Below are 20,775 nucleotides of genomic sequence, written 5' to 3' on the forward strand. Positions count from 1 at the left end.
CGCTGGTAGATGTAATCGGGGTGCTGCGGAGGTGCGCAGGGCACCCCCGCCCCTGCCCGATCCCCGCCGCAAACCAGGCATACAGGGATAAGGCCCCCTGGTGGGCGCGGGCCGGGCCGGTGAACGCGGCGCCCGGCCCCTCCCGCCTTCGCCGCCTGCTTGAACCCCCGCTCCGTGGGGCGCCGCGCCGAACCGACCAGCCGGTCCCCCTCCCGCCGTCGCCGCCCGCTTGAACCCCCGCCCCGCGAGACGCCGCGCCCGGGCGACCGCCTCCGCCCCGTTCCTACCTTCGCCGTCGCCGCCTGCTTGAACCCCCGCTCCGTGGGGCGCCGCGCCGAACCGACCAGCCGGTCCCCCTCCCGCCGTCGCCGCCCGCTTGAACCCCCGCCCCGTGGGGCCCGACGCCCGGCCGGCCTCCTCACCCCCGGCCCCGGCTCTGCCCCCCTGCCCCTGCCCCTGCCTCTGGCTCCTGGAGAGGCGGCCCGCTCTTCTTCAGTCCGGTGGGTCAGCCGAGGCGGTCGATGATCAGGGGGAGCGGTTCGGTGCCCGGGGCGGGCGGGGTGTCTTCGGGGGTGATCCGGGCGGCGCCGGCGAGCGCCTCGGCTGCGGGGTCGAAGCGGGCCGGGTCGTCGGCGTACAGGGTGAGCAGCGGGCGGCCGGCGCGGACCCGGTCGCCGGGCTTCGCGTGCAGCACGACGCCCGCGCCCGCCGAGACCGGGTCCTCCTTGCGGACCCGTCCTGCGCCGAGGCGGCGGGCGGCGACGCCGACCGCGTAGGCGTCCAGGCCGGTCAGCAGGCCCGTCGCCGGGGCGGGCACCTCGCGCCGCTCGGCGGCCTGCGGCAGCGGGGCGTCCGGGTCGCCGCCCTGCGCGGCGATCATCGCCCGCCAGGCGTCCATCGCGGTGCCGTCGCGCAGCGCGTCCGCCGGGTCCTTGGCGCCGGGCATGCCCGCGGCCGCCAGCATCTCCCGGCCCAGCTCCACCACCAGCCGGACCAGGTCCTCCGGGCCGCCGCCGGCCAGCACCTCCAGCGCCTCGGCGACCTCCAGGGCGTTGCCCACCGCCCGCCCCAGCGGGGCGTCCATCCCGGTGATCAGGGCCCGGGTACGCACCCCGTGGTCGGCGCCGATGTCGACCATGGTGCGGGCCAGCCGGCGCGCGCTCCCGGTGTCCTTCATGAACGCGCCCGACCCGGCCTTCACGTCCAGCACCAGCGCGCCGGTCCCCTCGGCGAGCTTCTTGGACATGATCGAGGCGGCGATGAGCGGGACCGACTCGACGGTCCCGGTGACGTCGCGCAGCGCGTACAGCCGCCGGTCGGCCGGGGCCAGGCCGGGCCCGGCGGCGCAGATCGCTCCGCCCACCTCGCGCAGCCGGCGGAGGAGCTCGCCGGGGGCCAGCTCGGCGCGCCAGCCGGGGATCGACTCCAGTTTGTCCAGGGTGCCGCCGGTGTGGCCGAGCCCCCGCCCGGACAGCTGCGGGACGGCCGCCCCGCAGGCCACCACCGCCGGGGTGAGCGGCAGGGTGGTCTTGTCGCCGACGCCGCCGGTGGAGTGCTTGTCCGTGGTGGGACGGTCCAGCCCGGTCAGGTCGAGGCGCTCGCCGGAGCGGAGCATCGCCCCGGTCCACCGGGCGACCTCGGCGCGGGTCATCCCGCGCCACACCACGGCCATGCAGAGCGCGGCCATCTGCTCGTCGGCGATCCCGCCGGACGGCCCTTCGGCGTAGCGCGCGATCAGCCAGTCGATCTGCTCGGGGGTGAGCTCGGCCCCGTCGCGCTTGGCGGTGATGATGTCGATGACGTCCACTCTGCCTCCATTGCGTTGATCTTGGACTTATCGACCTGTCCCGACAGCGAACGAGTATCCGCAGACGGGGCTGACAGGTCGATAAGTCCAAGATCAACGCGAAGGGCCGGTCAGTCCTGCAGGTCCTGCGGGCCGAACGGCTGCGGCAGCAGCCGGGAGAGCGGCAGCATCCCCTCGGGGGTGTCCACCTCCAGGTCGGGCCCGCCGTGCTCGTAGAGGAGCTGGCGGCAGCGGCCGCACGGCATGAGCGGCGCGCCGTCGCCGTCGGTGCAGCTCAGCGCGGTCAGCCGGCCGCCGCCCCGCGCGTGCAGCGCCGAGACCAGCCCGCACTCCGCGCACAGGGTCAGCCCGTAGGAGGCGTTCTCCACGTTGCAGCCGACCACCGTGCTCCCGTCCGCGGTGAGCGCCGCCGCGCCGACCCTGAACCCCGAGTAGGGGGCGTAGGCGCGCTGCGCGGCGGCGTGCGCCGCGGCGCGCAGCGCGGCCCAGTCCGGTCCCGTTCCCTGCCCGGTCATCCGCTCTTCCTCCGCCACTGCCGTCCGATCGCGGCCGGGGGCCGCAGCCGCTGCGAGGCCAGCGCCAGCACCAGCAGGGTGGCGATGTAGGGGCTGGCGATGACCACCTGGCCGGGGACCGTGTCGGTCAGCGCGTACCAGGCGCCCAGCAGCACCGCCACCACCAGCGAGGCGACGGCCGCGCCGATCCGCCGGCGCCGCCACTGCCAGACCGCGACCGCCGCCAGCGCCACCGCCATGAGCAGCAGCAGCGCGTGCACCGCCGGGCCCTGGCCGCGCACCTGGAGGGCGTCGGTGAAACCGAACAGGCCGGCGCCCATCGCCAGGCCGCCCGGCCGCCAGTTGCCGAAGATCATCGCGGCCAGCCCGATGTAGCCGCGCCCGCCGGTCTGGCCCTCCTGGTAGACCGAGGAGGCCACCATGGCGAGGAACACCCCGCCCATGCCGGCCAGGCCGCCGGAGACCAGCAGCGCCGCGTACTTGTGCCGGTAGACGCCGACGCCCAGGGACTCGGCGGCGTCGGGGTTCTCCCCGCAGGAGCGGAGCCGCAGCCCGAACCGGGTGCGCCACAGGATCCAGTAGCTGGCCGGCAGGAGCAGCAGCGCGATCAGGGTGATCGCGGACATCCCGGTGGTCAGCCCGATCAGCACCCCGGCGAGGTCGGAGACGAGGAACCAGCCGGTCCGGTACACCGGCCCCAGCACGGTCTCCACCAGCGGCAGCCCGACCCGGGGGAAGTCGGGCAGCGGCGGCGACTGGCCGGCGCCGCCGCCGGGGGCGTCCATGAAGTACAGCACCGACAGGTAGCGCATCGCGCCGACCGACAGGATGTTGATCGCCACGCCGGAGACGATGTGGTCCACCCCGAAGGTGACCGTGGCGACGGCGTGGATCAGGCCGCCCGCCATGCCGCCGAGGATGCCCGCGGCCAGGCCGGCCCAGGGGTTCCCGGTGCTCCACGCGGCGAACGCGCCGAACCAGGTGCCGAACACCATCATGCCTTCGAGGCCGATGTTGATGATGCCGGCCCGCTCGGCCCACAGGCCGCCCAGCGCGGCCAGCCCGATCGGCACCGCGTAGGCCAGCATGGTCTGTACGGTGCCCGCCGCGGTGAGCGCGTCCTGGCCGCTGAACAGCCGGACCGCGGAGAGCGCGGCGAACGCGGCCAGCGCCAGGCTCAGCAGCCGCCAGCGGCGGTGCGCCCGGGGCCGGGGCGGCGCCGCGTCCGGGACGGCGACGGTCATCTCCTGGCTCACGGGGCCACCTCCGCCCGGCCGAGTTCCCTGCCGACCTGCTGCTGCTCGTAGCGTCGGCCCCACCTGTGCACGACCTCGTAGACCACGACCACGGTGAGCACCACGGTCGCCTGGGTGACCACCGCCATCTCCTTGGGGATCCCCTCGAAGTCGAGGATCTGCGCGGACTGGTCCAGGAAGCTCCAGAACAGCGCGGCCAGCGCGATGCCCACCGGGTGGTTCCGGCCGAGCAGGGCGATGGCGATCCCGGTGAACCCGAGCCCCACCGGGAAGTCCAGCGCGTAGTAGTGCGAGTCGCCGAGCAGCTGCGGCATGCCGACCAGTCCGGCCACCATGCCGGAGATGACCATGGTGAGCAGCACCATCCGTTTCACGTCCACCCCGCTGGCCCTGGCCGCCTCCGGCGCCTGGCCGGTGGCGCGCAGGTCGAAGCCGAACCGGCTGCGGTTCAGCATCCACCAGTAGCCCGCGCCGACCGCGGCCGCCAGCAGCACCAGCCCGAACAGGTCCACCCGGGCGCCCATGAAGCCCATCGGGACGCCCGGCACCCAGCCGGACTCGGCGATCTGCGGGGTGCCGATGTTGTTGGTGCCGATCTCCACCGCGAGCCGGTCGGTGGTGAGCAGGTAGGCGGTGATCCCGGTGGCGATGGAGTTGAGCATGATCGTGGAGATCACCTCTGAGACGCCGCGCGCGACCTTGAGGTAGCCGGCCAGTCCGGCCCACATGCCGCCGACCGCGACGGCGACGATGATGATCACCGCCTGGTGCAGCACCGGGGGCAGCGACACCGCGCCGCCGACCGCGGCGGCGAGCAGCGCGGCCAGCCGGTACTGGCCGTCCACCCCGATGTTGAACAGCTTCATCTTGAAGCCGATGGCCACCGCCACCGCGGACAGGTAGAGCGTGGAGCCGTTGTTGGCGATGGTGACGATGCTGTCCGGCTTGGTGCCGTGGTCCAGCATCGCGGCGAACGCGAACAGCGGGTCGACCCCGGTGGCCACCAGCACCACCGAGGTGACCAGCAGGGCGAGCAGCACCGCGACGGCCACCGCGGACATCGCCAGCGCCAGCATCCGGCCCAGGGCGCGGTGGATCAGCGGGGCCGCCGCGCCGCCGGCGGCGGCGCCGATGCCGTAGGCGACCGGTTCGATCAGCCAGAGGTCGGCGACGGCGGCGGTGACCAGGCCGGCCGCCGCGGCGAGCAGCGGCGCCAGCACCGCGGCCGCGCCGCGGATCAGCGGCGGTTCGGCGCCGCGCGCGGCCAGCGCCCGGCCGCCGGCCAGCGGCAGGTGCCCGAGCAGGTGGCCGGCGAGGACGCCGACGGCCAGAGCGGCCGGGGCGAGCAGGAACAGGTCCAGCAGCACGGCGGCGACCGCGGCGGCGGCCGCACTGGCCGCGGCGGCCAGGGCGAGCACGGACCGCCGGGGGGCGCCGGGGGCGCCTGGAGTCGAGGGAGCGCCGGAGGCTCCGGGCGTCCCGGACGCCTCCGGGGTGCCGGGGGTGCCCGAAGCGGCAGGGGTGCCGGTCATCGCGCGCCTCCGTTCCCGGGCTCGGACCCCTGCCCGCTGCCGGAGTCGGCGCCGCCGGCCGGGCCGTCCGGATCGGCGGTGCCGGCCGCGCCATCGGAACCCGCGCGGTCGTCCTTGTCGTCCGGGGCATCCGCGTCGTCCGGGCCGGACCGGTCGGCCGTCCCCGCCGAGGCGTCCGTACCGTCCGCGTCGGACCGGTCGGCCGCCCCCTCCGGGCCCTCAGGCCCCTCACCGGCGTCCGTACCGGCCGTGCCGTTCTCGCCGTTCGGGCCGGAGGCACCGGTCATGGCGGAGCCGAGCTGCTCGGGGGTGACCGTCGCCGGGTCGGCGTCGGCGACGAGGCGGCCGCGGAGGATCACCTTGAGCGTGTCGGACATGCCGATCAGCTCGTCCAGGTCGGCGGAGACCAGCAGCACCGCCAGGCCCGCGGCGCGCGCCTCGCGCAGGTGGTCCCAGATGGCGGCCTGCGCGCCGACGTCCACGCCCCGGGTGGGGTGGGCGGCCAGCAGCACTGCCGGGTCTCCGCTCATCTCCCGGCCGACGATGAGCTTCTGCTGGTTGCCGCCGCTCAGCGCGTCGGCGAGCACGTCGATGCCGGGGGTGCGCACGTCGTAGGCGCCGACGATGCGCCGGGTGTCGGCGCGGGCGCCGGCCGCGTCGATCCGCACCCCTTTGGCGTTGGGCCGCTCCCGCTGGTGGCCGAGGATCCGGTTCTCCCACAGCGGCGCTTCCAGCAGCAGCCCCTGGCGGTGCCGGTCCTCGGGGATGAATCCGACCCCGGCCTCGCGGATCTCCCGGGTGGAGCGGCCGGTGACGTCGGTGCCGCGGAGCAGCACCCGGCCCGCGGCGGCCGGGCGGATGCCCATCACCGCCTCGATCAGCTCGGCCTGGCCGTTGCCCTCGACCCCGGCGATGCCGACGATCTCGCCGCGCCGGATGCGCAGCGACACCCCGTCCACCACCGGGCGGCCGTCGGCGGCCTCCACCCGCAGGCCGTCCAGTTCCAGCACGGTCTCGTCGGTGACGGTGGACTCGCGCAGCTCGGGCACTGGCAGCGCGCCGCCGACCATCAGCGAGGCCAGCTCACGGGCGGTGGTGGCGGCCGGGTCGACCGTGCCGACGGTGGTGCCGCGCCGGATCACCGTGATGGTGTCGGCGACCCGCAGCACCTCGTCCAGCTTGTGCGAGATGAAGATGACGGTGAGGCCCTCCCGCTTGAGCTCGCGCAGGTTGGCGAAGAGCTCGTCGACCTCCTGGGGGACCAGCACCGCGGTGGGCTCGTCCAGGATGACGATGCGCGCGCCGCGGTAGAGGACCTTGAGGATCTCCACCCGCTGGCGGTCGCCGACGCCCAGCTCCTCCACCAGCACGTCCGGGCGGACGTTGAGGCCGTACTGGTCGGACAGGGCGCGCACCCGCGCCCGGGCGCCGGAGCCGATGCCGTGCCGGGCCTCGGCGCCGAGCACGGTGTTCTCCAGCACGGTCAGGTTGTCGGCGAGCATGAAGTGCTGGTGCACCATTCCCACGCCGTACCGGATCGCGTCGGCGGGCGAGCCGAGCACCGCGCGCTCGCCGCCGATGAGGATCTCGCCCTCGTCCGGGCGGTGCAGCCCGTAGAGGGTCTTCATCAGGGTGGACTTGCCCGCCCCGTTCTCGCCGACGACGGCGTGCACGGTGCCCGCGCCGACCGTGATGTCGATGTCGTGGTTGGCCACGACCCCCGGGAACCTCTTGGTGATCCCGCGCAGCTCGACCGCGGGAGGGGTTCCCTCGCCGGCCGCCTGCTCCTTGCTCATCGCGCTCCCCGTCGAAGTCCTGGTAGTGGTGCGGGGCGCGGCGGCTCCGGGGTCCCCGGTGCCGCCGCGCCCCGGCCGGCCCGCGCGCGGGCGGAGGCGTCCGCCCCGCGCGCTACGGCTCCGTCGGGACCTCGATCTCGCCGTCGATGATCCGCTGCTCGGCCTGGTCCAGCTCCTCGCGGATGTCGGCGATCTGCTCCTCGTTGGAGTCGGCGTAGCCCACGCCGCCGCTGGCCAGGTCGAAGCGCTGCACCCCGGTCTGCGGCTCGCCCTCGACGACGGAGGAGACGAACTCGAAGACGGCGTTGTCGACCCGCTTCATCGCGGAGGTGACCACGTAGGGCTTCTGCTCCTCGGAGGCGTTCTCGTACTGGTCGCTGTCGACCCCGATGAACAGCGCCTCCTCCTCGGCGACGGCCTCCAGCACGCCGGTGCCGGAGGCTCCGGCGGCGTGGTAGACGACGTCGGCGCCACGGTCGATCTGGCTCTTGGCGGCGGACTTGCCCGCGCCGGGGTCCTGGAAGCCCTGCATGTCCGGTGGCTGGGTGAGGTACTGCCGCTCGATCTCGATGTCGGGGTCGACGTGCTCGACGCCGGCCGCGTAGCCCGCCTCGAACTTGTGGATCAGCGGGGTCTCCACCCCGCCGACGAACCCGACGTGGTCCTCCTCGGTCTTCAGCGCGGCGGCCACCCCGGCGAGGAAGGACGCCTGCTCCTCGGCGAAGACCAGGCTGGTGACGTTGTCGACGTCGTCGATCTCCTCGTCGACGATGGCGAAGCGGGTGTCCGGGAACTCCGGGGCGACCTCGCGCAGCGGTTCGGCGTAGGCGTAGCCGACGCCGATCACCACGTCGAACCCCTGGTCGGCCATGAGGCGCAGCCGGTCGACCTTGGCGCTGTCCGGCTCGTCGGGGTTGGGCTCCAGGTCCTTGACCTCGCCGATGCCGAGTTCCTCCTCCACCCGCTGGAGCCCCTGGTAGGCGGAGTCGTTGAACGACTTGTCGCCGCGGCCGCCGATGTCGTAGGCGAGGCCGACCCGGATGTCGGAGCCGCCCTCTCCCCCTCCCCCTGCGGAACCGCCGTCCTCCTGCGGGTTGTCGCAGGCGGTCAGGGCGAGCGCGACCGCGCCCGCGGAAGCGGCGGCGGCGAGCCTGGCCGCGAATCTGCTTCTCACGTGAGCATCTCCCCTTCGAGCACCGGTCCGGCACGCGGTCGGCGGGCCGGCGACCGGGTCATGCAGCCGGACGATAACCCCGGCGGGGATTTGCCACCAATGGCCATGGAGGGGTTGTTATGAAGGCGAGAGACGACCGTTGTCGGAAACGCGAGACTTTCCTCCGTCTTTTCCTTGACAAGGGGTGGGGCGGACGGAAAGCGGACCGTTCCGCGCCGTTCCGTCACCGCCCGCTCACCGCAATTCCGTTAATCCCCGCTTTCCCGGGAGTTTCGCTCCGCTCCCCGCTCTCCGGGGCCGCTCGGGGGCGAGGCTACGGCCGCGGCGCGCCGCCCTGCGGCTCCGGCGCGGCGCCACTCGGCTCCCGGCCCAGGAAGTCCCGGACCGCCTCCTTGAAGGCCCGGGCGGAGACGGCGTTGGCGTGCGTGCGGCCGGGCACCCGGACCGCCTTCGCCCCGCACCCGGCGGCCAGCTCCTCCACGCCCTCGGCGATGGCGTCCCGCTCCCCGGCGACGAACAGCAGCGGCGCCTCGGGGGCCGGTTCGGCGGTGAACGGGTGCGCGGCCTGGCCCCGCGCGCAGGCCGCGAGCGCCTCGGCGTCGTTGCCGGGCACCTCCAGCACGCTCTGGAAGAGCCGCCCGAACGGCGACGGGTCGGTGTCGAGCCGGTCCAGGTCGGCGCCGGCGAAGGGGTCGCGCGGGCCGAACCCGGCGAGCACCGCGCGCCGGACCCGGTCGGGCCGGCGCAGCGCCAGCTCCCAGGCGTTGCGCGAGCCCATCGAGTAGGCGAGCAGGTCGGCCCGGGGCGCCTCCAGCGCGTCCAGCGCCCGCACCGCGTCGGCGGCGATCTCGGCGGGCGTGTAGGCCCCGTCCCGGTGCGGCCGCCCGCTGCCGCCGTGGCCGCGCAGGTCGAGCCCGATCAGGGTGCGCCCCTCCAGCGCCGCGGGCCATCCGGCGCGCACCCAGTTCAGTTCGTGGTGGGAGCCGAATCCGTGCATGAAGAGGACGGGTGGAAGGGCGTTCTCCGGATCGCCGTATTCCACCGTGCAGCGCAGGGGGACCTCCCCCGGAATGAACCGCTCCATTTCCCACCGTTTCATATTCCATTGGACGTGGATCGCCCTTTGCCGCACAAAGGGCGCTTCGCAACGCCGTACGTATCGATCATGCCCGTTCGCCCGTTTCGCCGCCTCTATTCCGGCGGCGGCCCCGGCGCCCGCTCCCGCAGTGCGACCGGAAGGGGCGGGGCGCCGGGGCCGCTCCGGCCGGAGGGGCCGCCCCCTCCGGCCGCCGAGCCCCGAGGCGGGGCCTGCGGGGCCGGTCCTCCGGCGCTCAGTCCTCCGGCGGGCGGAGCCGGACCCGGCGCCGGGCGGCCTTCTCCTCCTTGGGCACCGTCCCGACGATCCCGGCCTCCTGCTCCACCTCGAAGGTGACCAGCGCGGCGCCGACCGGAACCACGTCGTCCACCTCGGCGTGCAGCCGCAGCACGGTGCCGGAGAAGGGGGAGGGAACCTCCACCGCGGACTTGGTGGTCTCCAGCTCCACCAGGGGGGCGTTGCGCTCGATCCGGTCGCCCGGGGCGGCCAGCCACTCCAGCACGGTCGCCTCGACCAGCCCCTCGCCCAGGTCGGGGAGGGTGAAGGTGCGCTCGGTGGTCTCGGTCATCGGCGTCGGTACTCCAGGGTCCTCTGGACCGCGAACAGGATGCGGTCGGCGGTGGGCAGGTACTGCGGCTCCAGCGGGCCGGCGGGGTAGGGGACGTCGAAGCCGGCGACCCGCTCCACCGGGGCGGCCAGCTCGCCGAAGGCCCGCTCGGTGACCAGCGCCGACACCTCCGCGCCCAGCCCCGCGGTGAGCGGGGCCTCGTGCACGACCACCACCCGGCGGGTGCGCGCCGCCGAGGCCGCCAGGCCCTCGGCGTCGATCGGCTTCAGCCAGCGCAGGTCCAGCACCTCCAGCTCGACGCCGTCCTCGGCGGCCAGCTCGGCCGCCTGCAGGCAGCGGTGGACCATCGCCCCCCACGCCACCAGCGTGGCGTGCCGGCCGGGCCGGACCACGCGGCTCCGGCCGACCGGCGTGTCGTCGGCGGCCGCGGCGCGCGGGTCGACCGGGCGCCGCTCCCAGTAACGCGCCTTGGGCTCCAGGTAGACCACCGGGTCGTCGCAGCGCACCGACTGCACCAGCAGCCGGTAGGCCTCGGCCGGGTCGGAGGGGGCGGCGACCTTGAGCCCGGGCACGTGCGCGAAGAGCGCCTCCAGGCTCTCCCCGTGGTGCTCGGGCGCCTGGATCCCGCCGAAGCTGGGCAGCCGGAGCGTGACCGGCATCGGCAGTGCGCCCCGGCTGCGGTAGTTCATCCGGGCGAGCTGGTTGACGATCTGGTCGATCGCGGGGTAGGCGAACCCGTCGAACTGCAGCTCGGGGATGGGCCGCCAGCCGTTCATCGCCAGGCCGACCGCCATGCCGGCGATCGCGGACTCGGCCAGCGGGGTGTCGAACACCCGGTCCGGGCCGAACTCCGCCTGGAGCCCGTCGGTCACCCGGAACACCCCGCCGAGCCGCCCGACGTCCTCGCCGAAGACGAGGGTGCGCGGGTCCTCGGCGAGGACGGTGCGGAGCGCGGCGTTGATCGCCTGCTGCATGGACATCTCCCGGGGGGCGCCGGGCTCCCCGCCCGGCGCCTCCTCGCGGGCCCCGGTCTCCTCGGTCACGGTCACAGCTCGACCTCCTCGCGCCAGACGCGCCGCTGCCGGGCGAGCTCCTCGGTGGGCTCGCGGAACACGTGGGTGAACAGCTCCGAGCCGTCCGGCTCGGGCGCGGCGGCGACGGCGTCGCGGACCGCCTCGGCGCGCTCCGCCGCCCGCTTCTCCGCCTCGGCGAAGAACGCCCCGTCGCCGCTGCCGTCGGCCTCCATCCGGGCGCGCAGCGCCGGGATCGGGTCGCGCTCCCGCCAGGCGTGCTCCTCGGCCAGGTCCCGGTAGCGGGTGGGGTCGTCGGAGGTGGAGTGCGGCTCGACCCGGTAGGTGAGCGCCTCGATCAGGCTGGGGCCGCCCCCCGAGCGGGCCCGCTCCAGCGCCTCGGCCATCGCCGCGTGCACCTCGGCGGCGTCGTTGCCGTCCACCGCGGTGCCGGGCATGCCGTAGCCCGCGGCCCGCGCGGCCACCGACCCGCCGGCGACCTGGCGCTCGTTGGGCACCGACAGCGCCCAGCGGTTGTTCTGGCAGAAGAAGACCACCGGCGCCCGGTAGACCCCGGCGAAGTTCATCGCCTCGTGCACGTCGCCCTCGGAGCTGGCCCCGTCGCCGAAGTAGGCGACGGCGCAGCCGGGGCCGCCGCGCAGCCGCTCGCCGACCGCCCAGCCGACGGCGTGCGGCACCGGGCCGCCGACGACGGCGTTGATCGGGGCGAAGCGCGAGGCCGCCGGGTCGTAGAGGCCGCCGTGCCAGAGCGCGCGGTGGCTGGCCATGTAGCCGGGCATGTCCACGCCCAGGGCGAGGGCGACGCCCATCTCCCGGTAGGTGGGGAAGGCGAAGTCGCGCTCGGCGTCGATCGCCAGCGCGCCCGCGACCTGGGCGGCCTCCTGGCCGCGCAGCGAGACGTAGGCGGGGAAGACGCCCTGCCGCTGCAGGGCGACGGCCTCCTCGTCGATCCTCCGCGCGGTCAGCATGTCGAGGTAGCAGCGCCGCGCGAGCTCGGGGTCCAGTGCCGGTCGGGCACCGGCGCCGGATGGCTCCGTGGTCGGCATGGGGGTGGGCTCCCTGTCACCGTCGTGGCTCCCCGGGGCGGTGGGTGCCGCCCCGGGCCGCCGCGCCGGGCTCCCCGGAGGCCCGGACGGGGCGCCGGGGGGCCGCGGCGCGGCCTGGTGCGCCCGATTCTGACCATGGAGTGAACGTTTGCGCTAGATATCCGAGAAAAGTCGATACAAAACGGCACGGCTGTGGTTATGCTGTGCGGAATCGTCTAAGTGCAGGCGGCGGTTTCCCGGCCGGACGGGCTCCCCCTCCGGACAGGTCCCGCCCGGAGCGAGGGGGGCGGGCATCGCAGCGCCGGCAGCCGGCCGGCCCTTCGGGGCCCGGCCCGCCTCACAGCTCGGGGAACGGGTCCCTGGGCAGGTCGCCGCCGTCCAGCTCGGCGTCGCAGGCGTTGATCACCGAGACGTACTCCTCCTCCACCTCGAAGGTGTGCCCGCCCAGGTCGAAGACGGGGATCAGGTCGGTCTCCACCGGCCCGATGCGCACGCCCCGCGGGAAGACGTGCCAGATCCGCTTGGGCCTGGTGCGGCTCCAGAACCGGTTGGACAGCACGGTGACGGCCGAGTCGGTGACCACGAAGACGAAATAGACCGTCTCGTTCCAGGAGGCCGGGAAGATGTAGCGGATCTCCTCCCCGGCGGGCAGGAATCCCCGCACCCGCCGGCGCACCTCGGCCGAGACCGGCATCCGCTCCACCCGCCTTCCGCGGCCGCGGATCGCCCCCGGCTCCCGGGGCGCGGCCGTGCCCCCATGCTAGGCCGGACCCGGTCCGCGCGCCCGGGCCCGGGGCCCGAACGGAATTCCGAAAGGTTTCTCCGCCCGCTCGCATCCCACCGAAAAATACGGACGAAATACCCCAATCTTCCATCTCAGCATTCAAGATAGGAATGGACTGCCCCGTCTCATAACTGGTAACCCGTTACATCGAACCTGCAGAACATGGAGACGCCGCATGGCCCACGGGGAACCCCGATCCGGTCCGAATGCACCGCCCGCCGACGAGGAGAGGCCGCGGCAGCGCCGCCCGGCCCGCCTGCCCGACCCCACCGACGAGGTGATCATCTCCGCGCTGGCCGAGGACGCCAGGACCGGCATCACCGAGATCGCCGCCCTCGCCAACGTCTCCCGCGCCACCGCCTACAACCGGATCAAGCGGCTCACCGACGACGGCATCATCCAGGGCTACTCGGTCATCGCCGACCACGCCCGGATGGGCCTGGGCGTCACCGCGCTGGTCCTCATCTCCGGCAGCCAGCCCGACTGGCGGGCCAACCGCGAGGTGCTCTCCTCCTACCCGGAGGTCGAGTACTGCTGGTACGTGGTCGGCTCCGCCGACATCGTGCTGCTCGTCCGGGTCGCCGACACCGACCGGCTCCGCGACCTCATACTGACCCGGCTGCAGTCCCTGCCCGGGGTCACCGCGACCCAGACCCTCACCGTGATCGACGAGGTCGTGCACCGCCCCGTGGTCCGCCCCGACCAGTGACCCCCTGACCTTCTCCCCCGCACCGGCGGCCACCGGCGCGCCCCTGCCCCCGGCGCGCGCCCGCCCGTCCCGGTCCCCCTCTTCCCCCTCCGCCGCCCGGCCCCTTCGCCCGCGGAGCGCCCTACCCGCCCCGGAACAGCTCGGCCACCGCCCCCTTCAGCTCCTCCAGGTGCTCCCCGGCCCGGGCCCGCGCCTCCCCGACCTCGCCGGCCACCGGCAGCACCACCTCCAGATAGGCCTTGAGCTTGGGCTCGGTCCCCGACGGCCGCAGGGTGAGCCGCCCGCGGGCGGGGCCGGCCAGCCGGTAGCGCAGCGCGTCGGTCGGCGGCAGGCCGCGCAGCCCCGGCGCGAAGTCCTCGGCCCCCTCCACCGCCATCCCGCCGAAGGAGCCCGGCGGGTGCTCGCGCAGCCTCCGCATCACCCCGGCGATCTGCCCGGCGTCCCGGGTGCGCAGCGAGGACTGGGCGGTGGCGTGCAGCCCGTAGGAGCGGGCCTGGTCGTCCAGGAGGTCGAGCAGAGTGCGGCCGTCCCGCTTCGCCTCGGCCGCCAGCGCCGCCGCGACCAGCGCCGCGCCGATGCCGTCCTTGTCCAGCACCGGCCGCCCGCCGTCCCCGCCCAGGCAGTAGCCGAGCGCCTCCTCGTAGCAGAACACCTGGCGCTCCCCCGGGCGCACCGCCCGCACCAGCCACTTGAACCCGGTCAGCGCCTCGGCGCAGCGCACCCCGTGCGCGGCGGCGATCTTGGGCAGCAGCCCCGCCGAGACGATGGTGGTCGCCACCGAGCGGTCCGGCCCCGAGGTGCGGCGCAGCACGTACTCGGCGAGCAGCCCGCCCAGCTCGTCGCCGGTGAGCATGCGCCGGCCGGGCACGCCCACCGCCAGCCGGTCGGCGTCCGGGTCGTTGGCGATGACCAGGTCGGCGCCGGTCCGCTCGGCGTACCGCATCGCCGGGTCCATCACCCCGGCCTCCTCCGGGTTGGGGAACGGCGCGGTCGGGAAGTCCGGGTCCGGCTCGGCCTGCTCGGGCACGGTCAGCGGCGGCGCGAACCCGTGCGCCGCGAACGCCCGGCCGAGGACCGCGCCGCCGACCCCGTGCAGCGGGGTGTAGGCGGTGCGCAGCTCCCGCTCCTCGCCCAGCGGCAGCCCGCCGAGCGCGGCGATGTAGTCCTCCACCACGCCGTCCGGCAGCACCGTCCAGTCGCCGCCGCGCGGGATCAGGTCCACCGGCGGCGCGGCGTCGATCGCCGCGGAGATCCGGGCATCGGCCGGCGGGACGATCTGGGCCCCCGCCCCGCCCGGGCCGGCGTCCCCGGCGGTGCCCTGGTAGACCTTGTAGCCGCTGTCCCGGGCCGGGTTGTGGCTGGCCGTCACCATCACCCCGGCCGCGGCGCCGGTGCGCCGCACCGCGTAGGCCAGCACCGGGGTGGGCAGCGCCCCGGGCAGCAGCAGCGCCCGGCAGCCCGCCCCGGCCAGCACCTCGGCGGTGTCCCGGGCGAAGTCGGCGGAGCGGTGCCGGGCGTCGTACCCGATCACCACGCCCGCGCCGGGCCCGGCCCAGGCGGCCACCCCGGCGGCGGCCCGCGCCACGGTGGCCCGGTTCATCCGGTTGGGCCCGGCCCCCAGCTCGCCGCGGAGCCCGGCGGTGCCGAACTCCAGCCGGGCGCCGAACCGGTCGGCGAGCGCGGCGTCGTCCCCGGTCTCCAGCAGGGCCGCCAGCTCCGCGCGGGTCTGCGGGTCCGGATCGCGGCGGAGCCAGTCGCGGGCCCGTTCGCGGAGGCCGGCGGGCTCCCCCGCCCGGGCCGTCACCGGGCGCCCCGGGGCGGGGGGCCGGACCGGCCGGGCGGAGCCGCCGCGGCGCGGGGCCGGCCTCGGGGGTGCCGCGGGCTGCCTGGCGAGAACCGAGCGCTCATCTGGATTCCCATCGGACTCGTGCCGCTCCGCGGCGGCCCGCGGCGCCGCCGTCTCGGGGCCTGCCGGGACGGCGACGGCGGCGGGGCCGCCGCGGAGGGGCGGACGGGCGGGGCGGTGCGGGGGCGGGGGCGCCTCCGGGGGGCGGTCAGAGCCTGCGGACGAGCTCGGCGAGCAGCCCGCCGACCCCGGCGGCGGCCCTGCGGCCCTCCTCCAGCACCTCGGTGTGGTCCAGCGGGCCCTCGGCCAGCCCGGCGGCGACGTTGGTGACCAGGGAGAGGCCGAGCACCGGGGCGCCCAGGGCGCGGGCCGCGATCGCCTCCAGCACGGTGGACATGCCGACCAGGTCGGCGCCGAGCGCGCGGAGCATCCGGATCTCCGCCGGGGTCTCGAAGTGCGGTCCGGGCATCGCCGCGTAGACCCCCTCCGGCAGGGACGGGTCGATCTCCTTCGCCAGCGCCCGCAGCCGGGGGTCGTAGGCGTCGCTGAGGTCGACGAACTCCGCGCCGCGCAGCGGCGAGCGCATGGTGAGGTTGATGTGGTCGCTGATCAGCACCGGCGACCCGACCGGCACGTCCGGGCGCAGGCCGCCGGCGGCGTTGGTGAGCACCACGGTGCCGGCCCCGGCGGTGACCGCGGTGCGCACCCCGTGCACCACCGCGTCCGGCCCGTGCCCCTCGTACAGGTGGGTGCGGCCGAGCATCACCAGCACGTCGGCATCGCCGGTGCGGACCGAGCGGACGGTCCCGGCGTGCCCGCCGACGGTGGGCGCGGGGAACCCGGGCAGCTCGGTGACCGGGAACTCCTCCTGGACCTCGCCGAGAGCCTCGGCGGCCGGTCCCCACCCCGAGCCGAGCACGATCACGGCGCGGAACGCGTCCTTTCCGGTGCGGTTGCGCAGCTCGTCCGCTGCTTTTCGGGCCAGGACGGTCGGATCGGTGGTCAAGGTCGCCTCTCCTCGCGGTCGTCGGTGCCTGCCGTGATCCTTCCCCCACACCGGCCCCGATGGCAACGGTCCGCGCCCTTTCCCTTCCTTCGCCGATCGCGGCGCCGCGGAGGTCCCGGAGCGCTCCGCCGCCGCGGCGCCGGGATCGGCGCCCGGAGGGGCTACCCGGGCGGCAGCGGCTTGGCGAGGACGTGCTGGGGGCCGGCGTCACCGCCGAGGTAGAGCCGGCCGGTGTCGGCGAAGCCGCCGGCCAGGTAGGCGCGGTGGGCGGCCGGGTTGGCGGCGTTCACGGTCAGCAGCACCTCCCGGGCGGCCGGCGCCACCTCGCGGGCCAGCGGGTCGATCCGGGCGCAGGCGGCGCGGCCGATGCCCTGCCCCTGCCGCTCCAGCGCGATGAGGAACGAGCGGAGCAGCACCGCCCGCTCCGGGGCGTCGGTGATCGCGCTCCCGGGGACCACCCCGGTCCCGGAGGGCACCGACGCGTCGAGGACGCCGAAGCCGACCGCCTCCCCGCCGCACAGCACCGCGAACGGGACCTGGCCGGCGGTCGCGTCGGCCTTGGGCAGGGTGGCGGCGACCGGGTCGACGAAGCGGCGCTGCCCCGGGGCCGGGCGGAGTCCGCCGACCCGGGCGCGGGCCCGCTCGACCCGGGGCCCGGGGCGGTCCAGCCGGAGCAGCTCGATCCCGGCGCGGTGCGGGGCGGCGCCGCCGGGGGCGGTTCGGGGGACGGTCATGGGGGTTCGAGCCTCCTCCTCCCGGCCCGCGCCGCGCGCCCGGGCCGGGCGCTGCGGCCCGGCCGGGTTCGGTTCTACAGTCCGACCGGGTGCCAGACGGTCTTGGTCTCCAGGAACGGGGTGATCCGGGAGAGCCCGGGGTCGGCGGACCAGTCCGGGGCCTGCTGCGGGCGCAGCACCCGCTTGAGGGTGTCCGCCGCGGCCTCCTCCAGCTCCGCGGCGAGGTCCCCGGCGCCGGCCAGGTCGAGCGCGTTGACGTCGGCGTGCGCGGCCAGGTGCGGGGCGAGCTCCGCGGTGCGCCCGGTGAGCAGGTTGACCACCCCGCCGGGCAGGTCGGAGGTGGCCAGCGCCTCGGCCAGCGCCACCGCGGGCAGCGGCGCCCGCTCCGCGGCGACCAGCACCGCCGTGTTGCCGGTGGCGATCACCGGGGCCAGCACCGAGACCAGGCCGAGCAGCGGCGCGTCCTGGGGCGCGAGCACCGCGACGACGCCGGTCGGCTCGGGGACGGAGTGGTTGTGGTAGGGCCCGGAGACGGGGTTCGCACCGCCGACGACCTGGGCGACCTTGTCGGTCCAGCCGGCGTAGTAGACCCACCGGTCGATCGCGGCGGAGACCTCCGCCTCGGCCTCCGGGCGGCGGGCGCCGCCGGCCGCGGCGGTCTCGGCGGCGAACTGGGCGCGGCGGCCCTCCATCATCTCCGCGACCCGGTAGAGGATCTGGCCCCGGTTGTAGGCGGTCCGGCCGGACCAGCCGCCGAACGCCTTGCGCGCCGCCGCGACGGCGTCCCGGGCGTCCTTGCGCGAGGCCAGCGCAGCGTTGGCCAGGTGCGCGCCGTCCGCCGAGGCCACGGAGTAGGACCTCCCCGATTCGGAGCGGGGGAACGCCCCGCCGATGTAGAGCTTGTGCGTCTTGCGGACCGCGACCCGCTCGCGGGGGGCGCCGCCCTGGCGGGGCCGCTCCCGGCGGGCGCCCGCAGCGGGGGCGGGCCCGGTCGGCGCGCCCTGATCCGCCGCCTTCCCGGCCCGCTTCTTCTCCGCCTTCTTCTCAGCCAAGGTAGGCCTCCAGACCGTGGCGCCCGCCCTCCCGGCCGTAGCCGGACTCCTTGTAGCCGCCGAACGGGCTGGCCGGGTCGAACTCGTTGAAGGTGTTGGACCACACCACGCCGGCGCGCAGCCGCTGCGCGGTCCACAGCATCCGCGACCCCTTCTCGGTCCACACGCCGGCGGACAGCCCGTAGGGGGTGTTGTTGGCCTTGGCCACCGCCTCGTCGGGGGTGCGGAAGGTCAGCACGCTCAGCACCGGGCCGAAGATCTCCTCGCGGGCGATCCGGTGCGCCTGGGTGACGCCGGTGAACACGGTGGGCGGGAACCAGTTGCCGCGCTCCGGCAGCGCGCAGGGGGCGGTCCAGGCCTCCGCGCCCTCGGCCTCGCCGGCGGCGGCCAGCTCGCGGATCCGCTCCAGCTGCGCCGCGGAGTTGATCGCGCCGATGTCGGTGTTCTTGTCCAGCGGGTCGCCCAGCCGGAGCAGGGAGACGCGGTCGCGCAGCCGGTCCAGGAACTCCTCGGCGATCGACTCCTGGAGGAGCAGCCGGGACCCGGCGCAGCAGACGTGGCCCTGGTTGAAGAAGATCCCGGTGACGACGCCCTCGACGGCCTGGTCGACGGCGGCGTCGTCGTAGACGATGTTGGCGCCCTTGCCGCCCAGCTCCAGGGTGAGGCGCTTGCCGGTGCCGGCCACGGCGCGGGCGATGCCCCGCCCCACCCCGGTGGAGCCGGTGAAGGCGACCTTGTCCGCGCCGGGGTGGCCGACCAGCAGCCGGCCGGTCTCGCCGGCCCCGGTGACGATGTTGACCACGCCCGGCGGGAGGTCGGCCTCCCGGCAGATCTCGGCGAACAGCAGCGCCGACAGCGGGGTGGTCTCGGCGGGCTTGAGCACCGCGGTGTTCCCCGCGGCCAGCGCCGGGGCGATCTTCCAGGCCAGCATCAGCAGCGGGAAGTTCCACGGCACGACCTGGGCGCACACCCCGACCGGGCGGGGGTCGCGGCCGAGCCCGGCGTAGGCCAGCTTGTCGGCCCATCCGGCGTGGTAGAAGAAGTGCGCGGCGGCCAGCGGGACGTCGGCGTCCCGGGTCTCCTTGATCGGCTTGCCGTTGTCCAGGGTCTCCAGCACCGCGATCTCGCGGGAGCGCTCCTGGATGATGCGGGCGATCCGGAACAGGTACTTGCCGCGCTCGGCGCCGGGCATGTCCCGCCAGACCGTCTCGTAGGCGCGGCGGGCGGCGGCCACCGCGCGGTCCACGTCGGCCTCCCCGCAGACCGCGACCTCGGCCAGCGGCTCCCCGGTGGCCGGGTTCCACGTGGTGAGGTACTCGCCGGTCTTGGCCGGGGCGAACTCCCCGTCGATGAACGGCTCGTAGCCGGGCTCCAGTACGACCTGGGCGCGCGACTCCGGTGCGGGCGCGTACTCCAGGGGCGATCCGGTGCGCGGCGCACCGGCGTCCGCGCCCCCTGCGGGCGGCCGTCCGTCCACTGCGGTCCTCTCCTCTCGTCCCCCGGCGGCGCCGGGCGCCGGTCAGTCGATGGTGAAGTAGTCCGGCCCCGGGTAGGTGCCGGTGCCCAACCGGGTCCGCTGCATCAGCAGGTCGTTGAGGAGGCTGGAGGCGCCGATCCGGAACAGGGCCGGGTCCAGCCACTCGGGGCCGGCGATCTCGTTCACCATGACCAGGTTGCGGACGGCGTCCTTGGTGGTGCGGATGCCGCCGGCCGGCTTCACCCCGACCAGGGCGCCGGTGCGGTCCCGGTGCTCGCGGACGGCCTGCAGCATGACCAGCACGGTCTGCGGGGTGGCGGCCGGGCTGACCTTGCCGGTGGAGGTCTTGATGAAGTCGGCGCCGGCCCGGATCGCCAGCCAGGAGGCGCGCCGGACGTTGTCCAGGGTGGCCAGTTCGCCGGTCTCCAGGATCACCTTGAGGTGGGCGGCGCCGCAGGCCTCCTTGACCGCGCGGATCTCCTCGTCGACCTTGAGGTAGTCGCCGGCGAGGAAGGCGCCCCGGTCGATGACCATGTCGATCTCGGCGGCGCCGTCGGCGACGGCGCGGCGGGTGTCGGCGAGCTTGGCCTCCAGCGGCGCCCTGCCGGCCGGGAAGGCGGTGGCGACCGAGGCGACGGCCACCCCGCTGCCGCGCAGCGCCTGCACCGCGGTCGCGACCAGGTCGGAGTAGACGCAGACCGCGGCGACCGGCGGCGCGGACGGGTCGGCGGGGTCGGGGCGGCGGGCCTTGGCGGCCAGCGCCCGGACCTTGCCGGGGGTGTCGGCGCCCTCCAGCGTGGTCAGGTCGACCATGCGGACGGCCAGGTCGATCGCGGCGGCCTTGGCGGTGGTCTTGACCGACCGGGTGGCCAGCCCGGCGGCGCGCTTGGCGACGCCCACCTCGTCGACGCCGGGCAGCCCGTGCAGGAAGTCGCGGAGGGCTCGGTTGGAGGCGGGCGCCTCGGCGATCGCGGTCTGCTGCACGGTCCACCTCACCGGCTGGTCGTCGGTCGGCCCGGGGGTTCCCGGGGGTTCGCCTGGGGCCACCCTAACGCGCCGCGCGCCCGGCGCCGCGGGGCCGGGGTTCCCGGCCTCCGGGCGGCCCCGGGGCCCGGGCCGGGAAGGTAAAGACTCTCTTCCGCTCCTTCCGTTGCCCCAGGGGTGGTGTGATATAGATTTCACATTCTTCAGCCGAAGAAACCAAGGATTCCGTTGTCAACTTCGGTTTCGACGACGGATTTCCGTCCACGATCCGTGCGGGCCCCTCCGCGGCCCGCACGGGTCCTCCTCCGCGATCCGCGAAACGGCGGTGTTACCAGCCCCTGCCCGCTCGACCCAGGAAGACC

18 protein-coding genes are annotated in these 20,775 nt (G+C 75.5%); 1 reads left to right on the plus strand and 17 read right to left on the minus strand.

Features of this window, described 5'->3' with window-relative positions; genetic code table 11:
• Positions 1–505: 505 nt before the first annotated feature.
• From D459_RS0115800 to D459_RS0115850, 11 genes are all read right to left on the minus strand, one after another.
• Positions 506–1,807, minus strand: a complete 1,302-nt coding sequence (locus D459_RS0115800; protein ID WP_017593984.1) for a thymidine phosphorylase — start codon at positions 1,805–1,807, stop codon at positions 506–508.
• A gap of 110 nt (positions 1,808–1,917) precedes the next feature.
• Complete coding sequence (locus tag D459_RS0115805; protein WP_017593985.1) at positions 1,918–2,322, minus strand: cytidine deaminase; 405 nt, start codon at positions 2,320–2,322, stop codon at positions 1,918–1,920.
• Entirely contained in the window at positions 2,319–3,578 is a 1,260-nt protein-coding gene (locus tag D459_RS0115810) for an ABC transporter permease (protein WP_017593986.1), read from the minus strand. The genes D459_RS0115805 and D459_RS0115810 overlap by 4 nt, the downstream gene beginning before the upstream one ends.
• Entirely contained in the window at positions 3,575–5,110 is a 1,536-nt protein-coding gene (locus D459_RS0115815; protein WP_020380201.1) for an ABC transporter permease, read from the minus strand. The genes D459_RS0115810 and D459_RS0115815 overlap by 4 nt, the downstream gene beginning before the upstream one ends.
• Positions 5,107–6,906, minus strand: a complete 1,800-nt coding sequence (locus D459_RS0115820) for an ATP-binding cassette domain-containing protein (RefSeq protein ID WP_017593988.1) — start codon at positions 6,904–6,906, stop codon at positions 5,107–5,109. The genes D459_RS0115815 and D459_RS0115820 overlap by 4 nt, the downstream gene beginning before the upstream one ends.
• Before the next feature lie 112 nt (positions 6,907–7,018).
• On the minus strand, positions 7,019–8,080 hold the full coding sequence (locus tag D459_RS0115825; protein WP_017593989.1) for a BMP family lipoprotein: 1,062 nt from the start codon (positions 8,078–8,080) through the stop codon (positions 7,019–7,021).
• 313 nt (positions 8,081–8,393) lie between these two features.
• Entirely contained in the window at positions 8,394–9,164 is a 771-nt protein-coding gene (locus D459_RS0115830; protein ID WP_017593990.1) for an alpha/beta fold hydrolase, read from the minus strand.
• Between the two features lie 247 nt (positions 9,165–9,411).
• Entirely contained in the window at positions 9,412–9,744 is a 333-nt protein-coding gene (locus D459_RS0115835) for a biotin/lipoyl-containing protein (protein ID WP_017593991.1), read from the minus strand.
• On the minus strand, positions 9,741–10,724 hold the full coding sequence (locus tag D459_RS0115840) for an alpha-ketoacid dehydrogenase subunit beta (protein ID WP_051065447.1): 984 nt from the start codon (positions 10,722–10,724) through the stop codon (positions 9,741–9,743). Before D459_RS0115840 ends, D459_RS0115835 begins: the two co-directional genes overlap by 4 nt.
• Before the next feature lie 65 nt (positions 10,725–10,789).
• The gene (locus D459_RS0115845; protein WP_017593993.1) at positions 10,790–11,821 is read right to left on the minus strand and encodes a thiamine pyrophosphate-dependent dehydrogenase E1 component subunit alpha; all 1,032 of its coding nucleotides are present in this window, start codon (positions 11,819–11,821) and stop codon (positions 10,790–10,792) included.
• 337 nt (positions 11,822–12,158) lie between these two features.
• Positions 12,159–12,515: a hypothetical protein gene (locus D459_RS0115850; RefSeq protein WP_026120437.1), complete on the minus strand. Its 357-nt coding sequence runs from the start codon at positions 12,513–12,515 to the stop codon at positions 12,159–12,161.
• Positions 12,516–12,780: 265 nt separating this feature from the next.
• Between D459_RS0115850 and D459_RS0115855 the strand changes: the two genes are divergently transcribed.
• Positions 12,781–13,314: an Lrp/AsnC family transcriptional regulator gene (locus D459_RS0115855; protein ID WP_017593995.1), complete on the plus strand. Its 534-nt coding sequence runs from the start codon at positions 12,781–12,783 to the stop codon at positions 13,312–13,314.
• A gap of 121 nt (positions 13,315–13,435) precedes the next feature.
• Here D459_RS0115855 and D459_RS0115860 read toward each other — a convergent pair whose 3' ends face one another.
• From D459_RS0115860 to deoC, 6 genes are all read right to left on the minus strand, one after another.
• The gene (locus D459_RS0115860; protein ID WP_017593996.1) at positions 13,436–15,118 is read right to left on the minus strand and encodes a phospho-sugar mutase; all 1,683 of its coding nucleotides are present in this window, start codon (positions 15,116–15,118) and stop codon (positions 13,436–13,438) included.
• Between the two features lie 250 nt (positions 15,119–15,368).
• Positions 15,369–16,166: a purine-nucleoside phosphorylase gene (locus D459_RS0115865; protein WP_017593997.1), complete on the minus strand. Its 798-nt coding sequence runs from the start codon at positions 16,164–16,166 to the stop codon at positions 15,369–15,371.
• A gap of 161 nt (positions 16,167–16,327) precedes the next feature.
• Positions 16,328–16,900: a GNAT family N-acetyltransferase gene (locus D459_RS0115870; RefSeq protein WP_017593998.1), complete on the minus strand. Its 573-nt coding sequence runs from the start codon at positions 16,898–16,900 to the stop codon at positions 16,328–16,330.
• Positions 16,901–16,974: 74 nt separating this feature from the next.
• Positions 16,975–17,952 (minus strand): aldehyde dehydrogenase family protein, encoded by a 978-nt coding sequence (locus tag D459_RS0115875; RefSeq protein ID WP_017593999.1) that lies wholly within the window; start codon positions 17,950–17,952, stop codon positions 16,975–16,977.
• On the minus strand, positions 17,945–19,369 hold the full coding sequence (locus D459_RS0115880) for an aldehyde dehydrogenase family protein (protein WP_026120439.1): 1,425 nt from the start codon (positions 19,367–19,369) through the stop codon (positions 17,945–17,947). Before D459_RS0115880 ends, D459_RS0115875 begins: the two co-directional genes overlap by 8 nt.
• Before the next feature lie 102 nt (positions 19,370–19,471).
• Entirely contained in the window at positions 19,472–20,413 is a 942-nt protein-coding gene (gene deoC, locus D459_RS0115885; RefSeq protein ID WP_017594001.1) for a deoxyribose-phosphate aldolase, read from the minus strand.
• Between the last annotated feature and the right edge of the window lie 362 nt (positions 20,414–20,775).

The organism is Nocardiopsis potens DSM 45234 (genome assembly GCF_000341105.1).
GTDB classification, from domain to species: domain Bacteria; phylum Actinomycetota; class Actinomycetes; order Streptosporangiales; family Streptosporangiaceae; genus Nocardiopsis_A; species Nocardiopsis_A potens.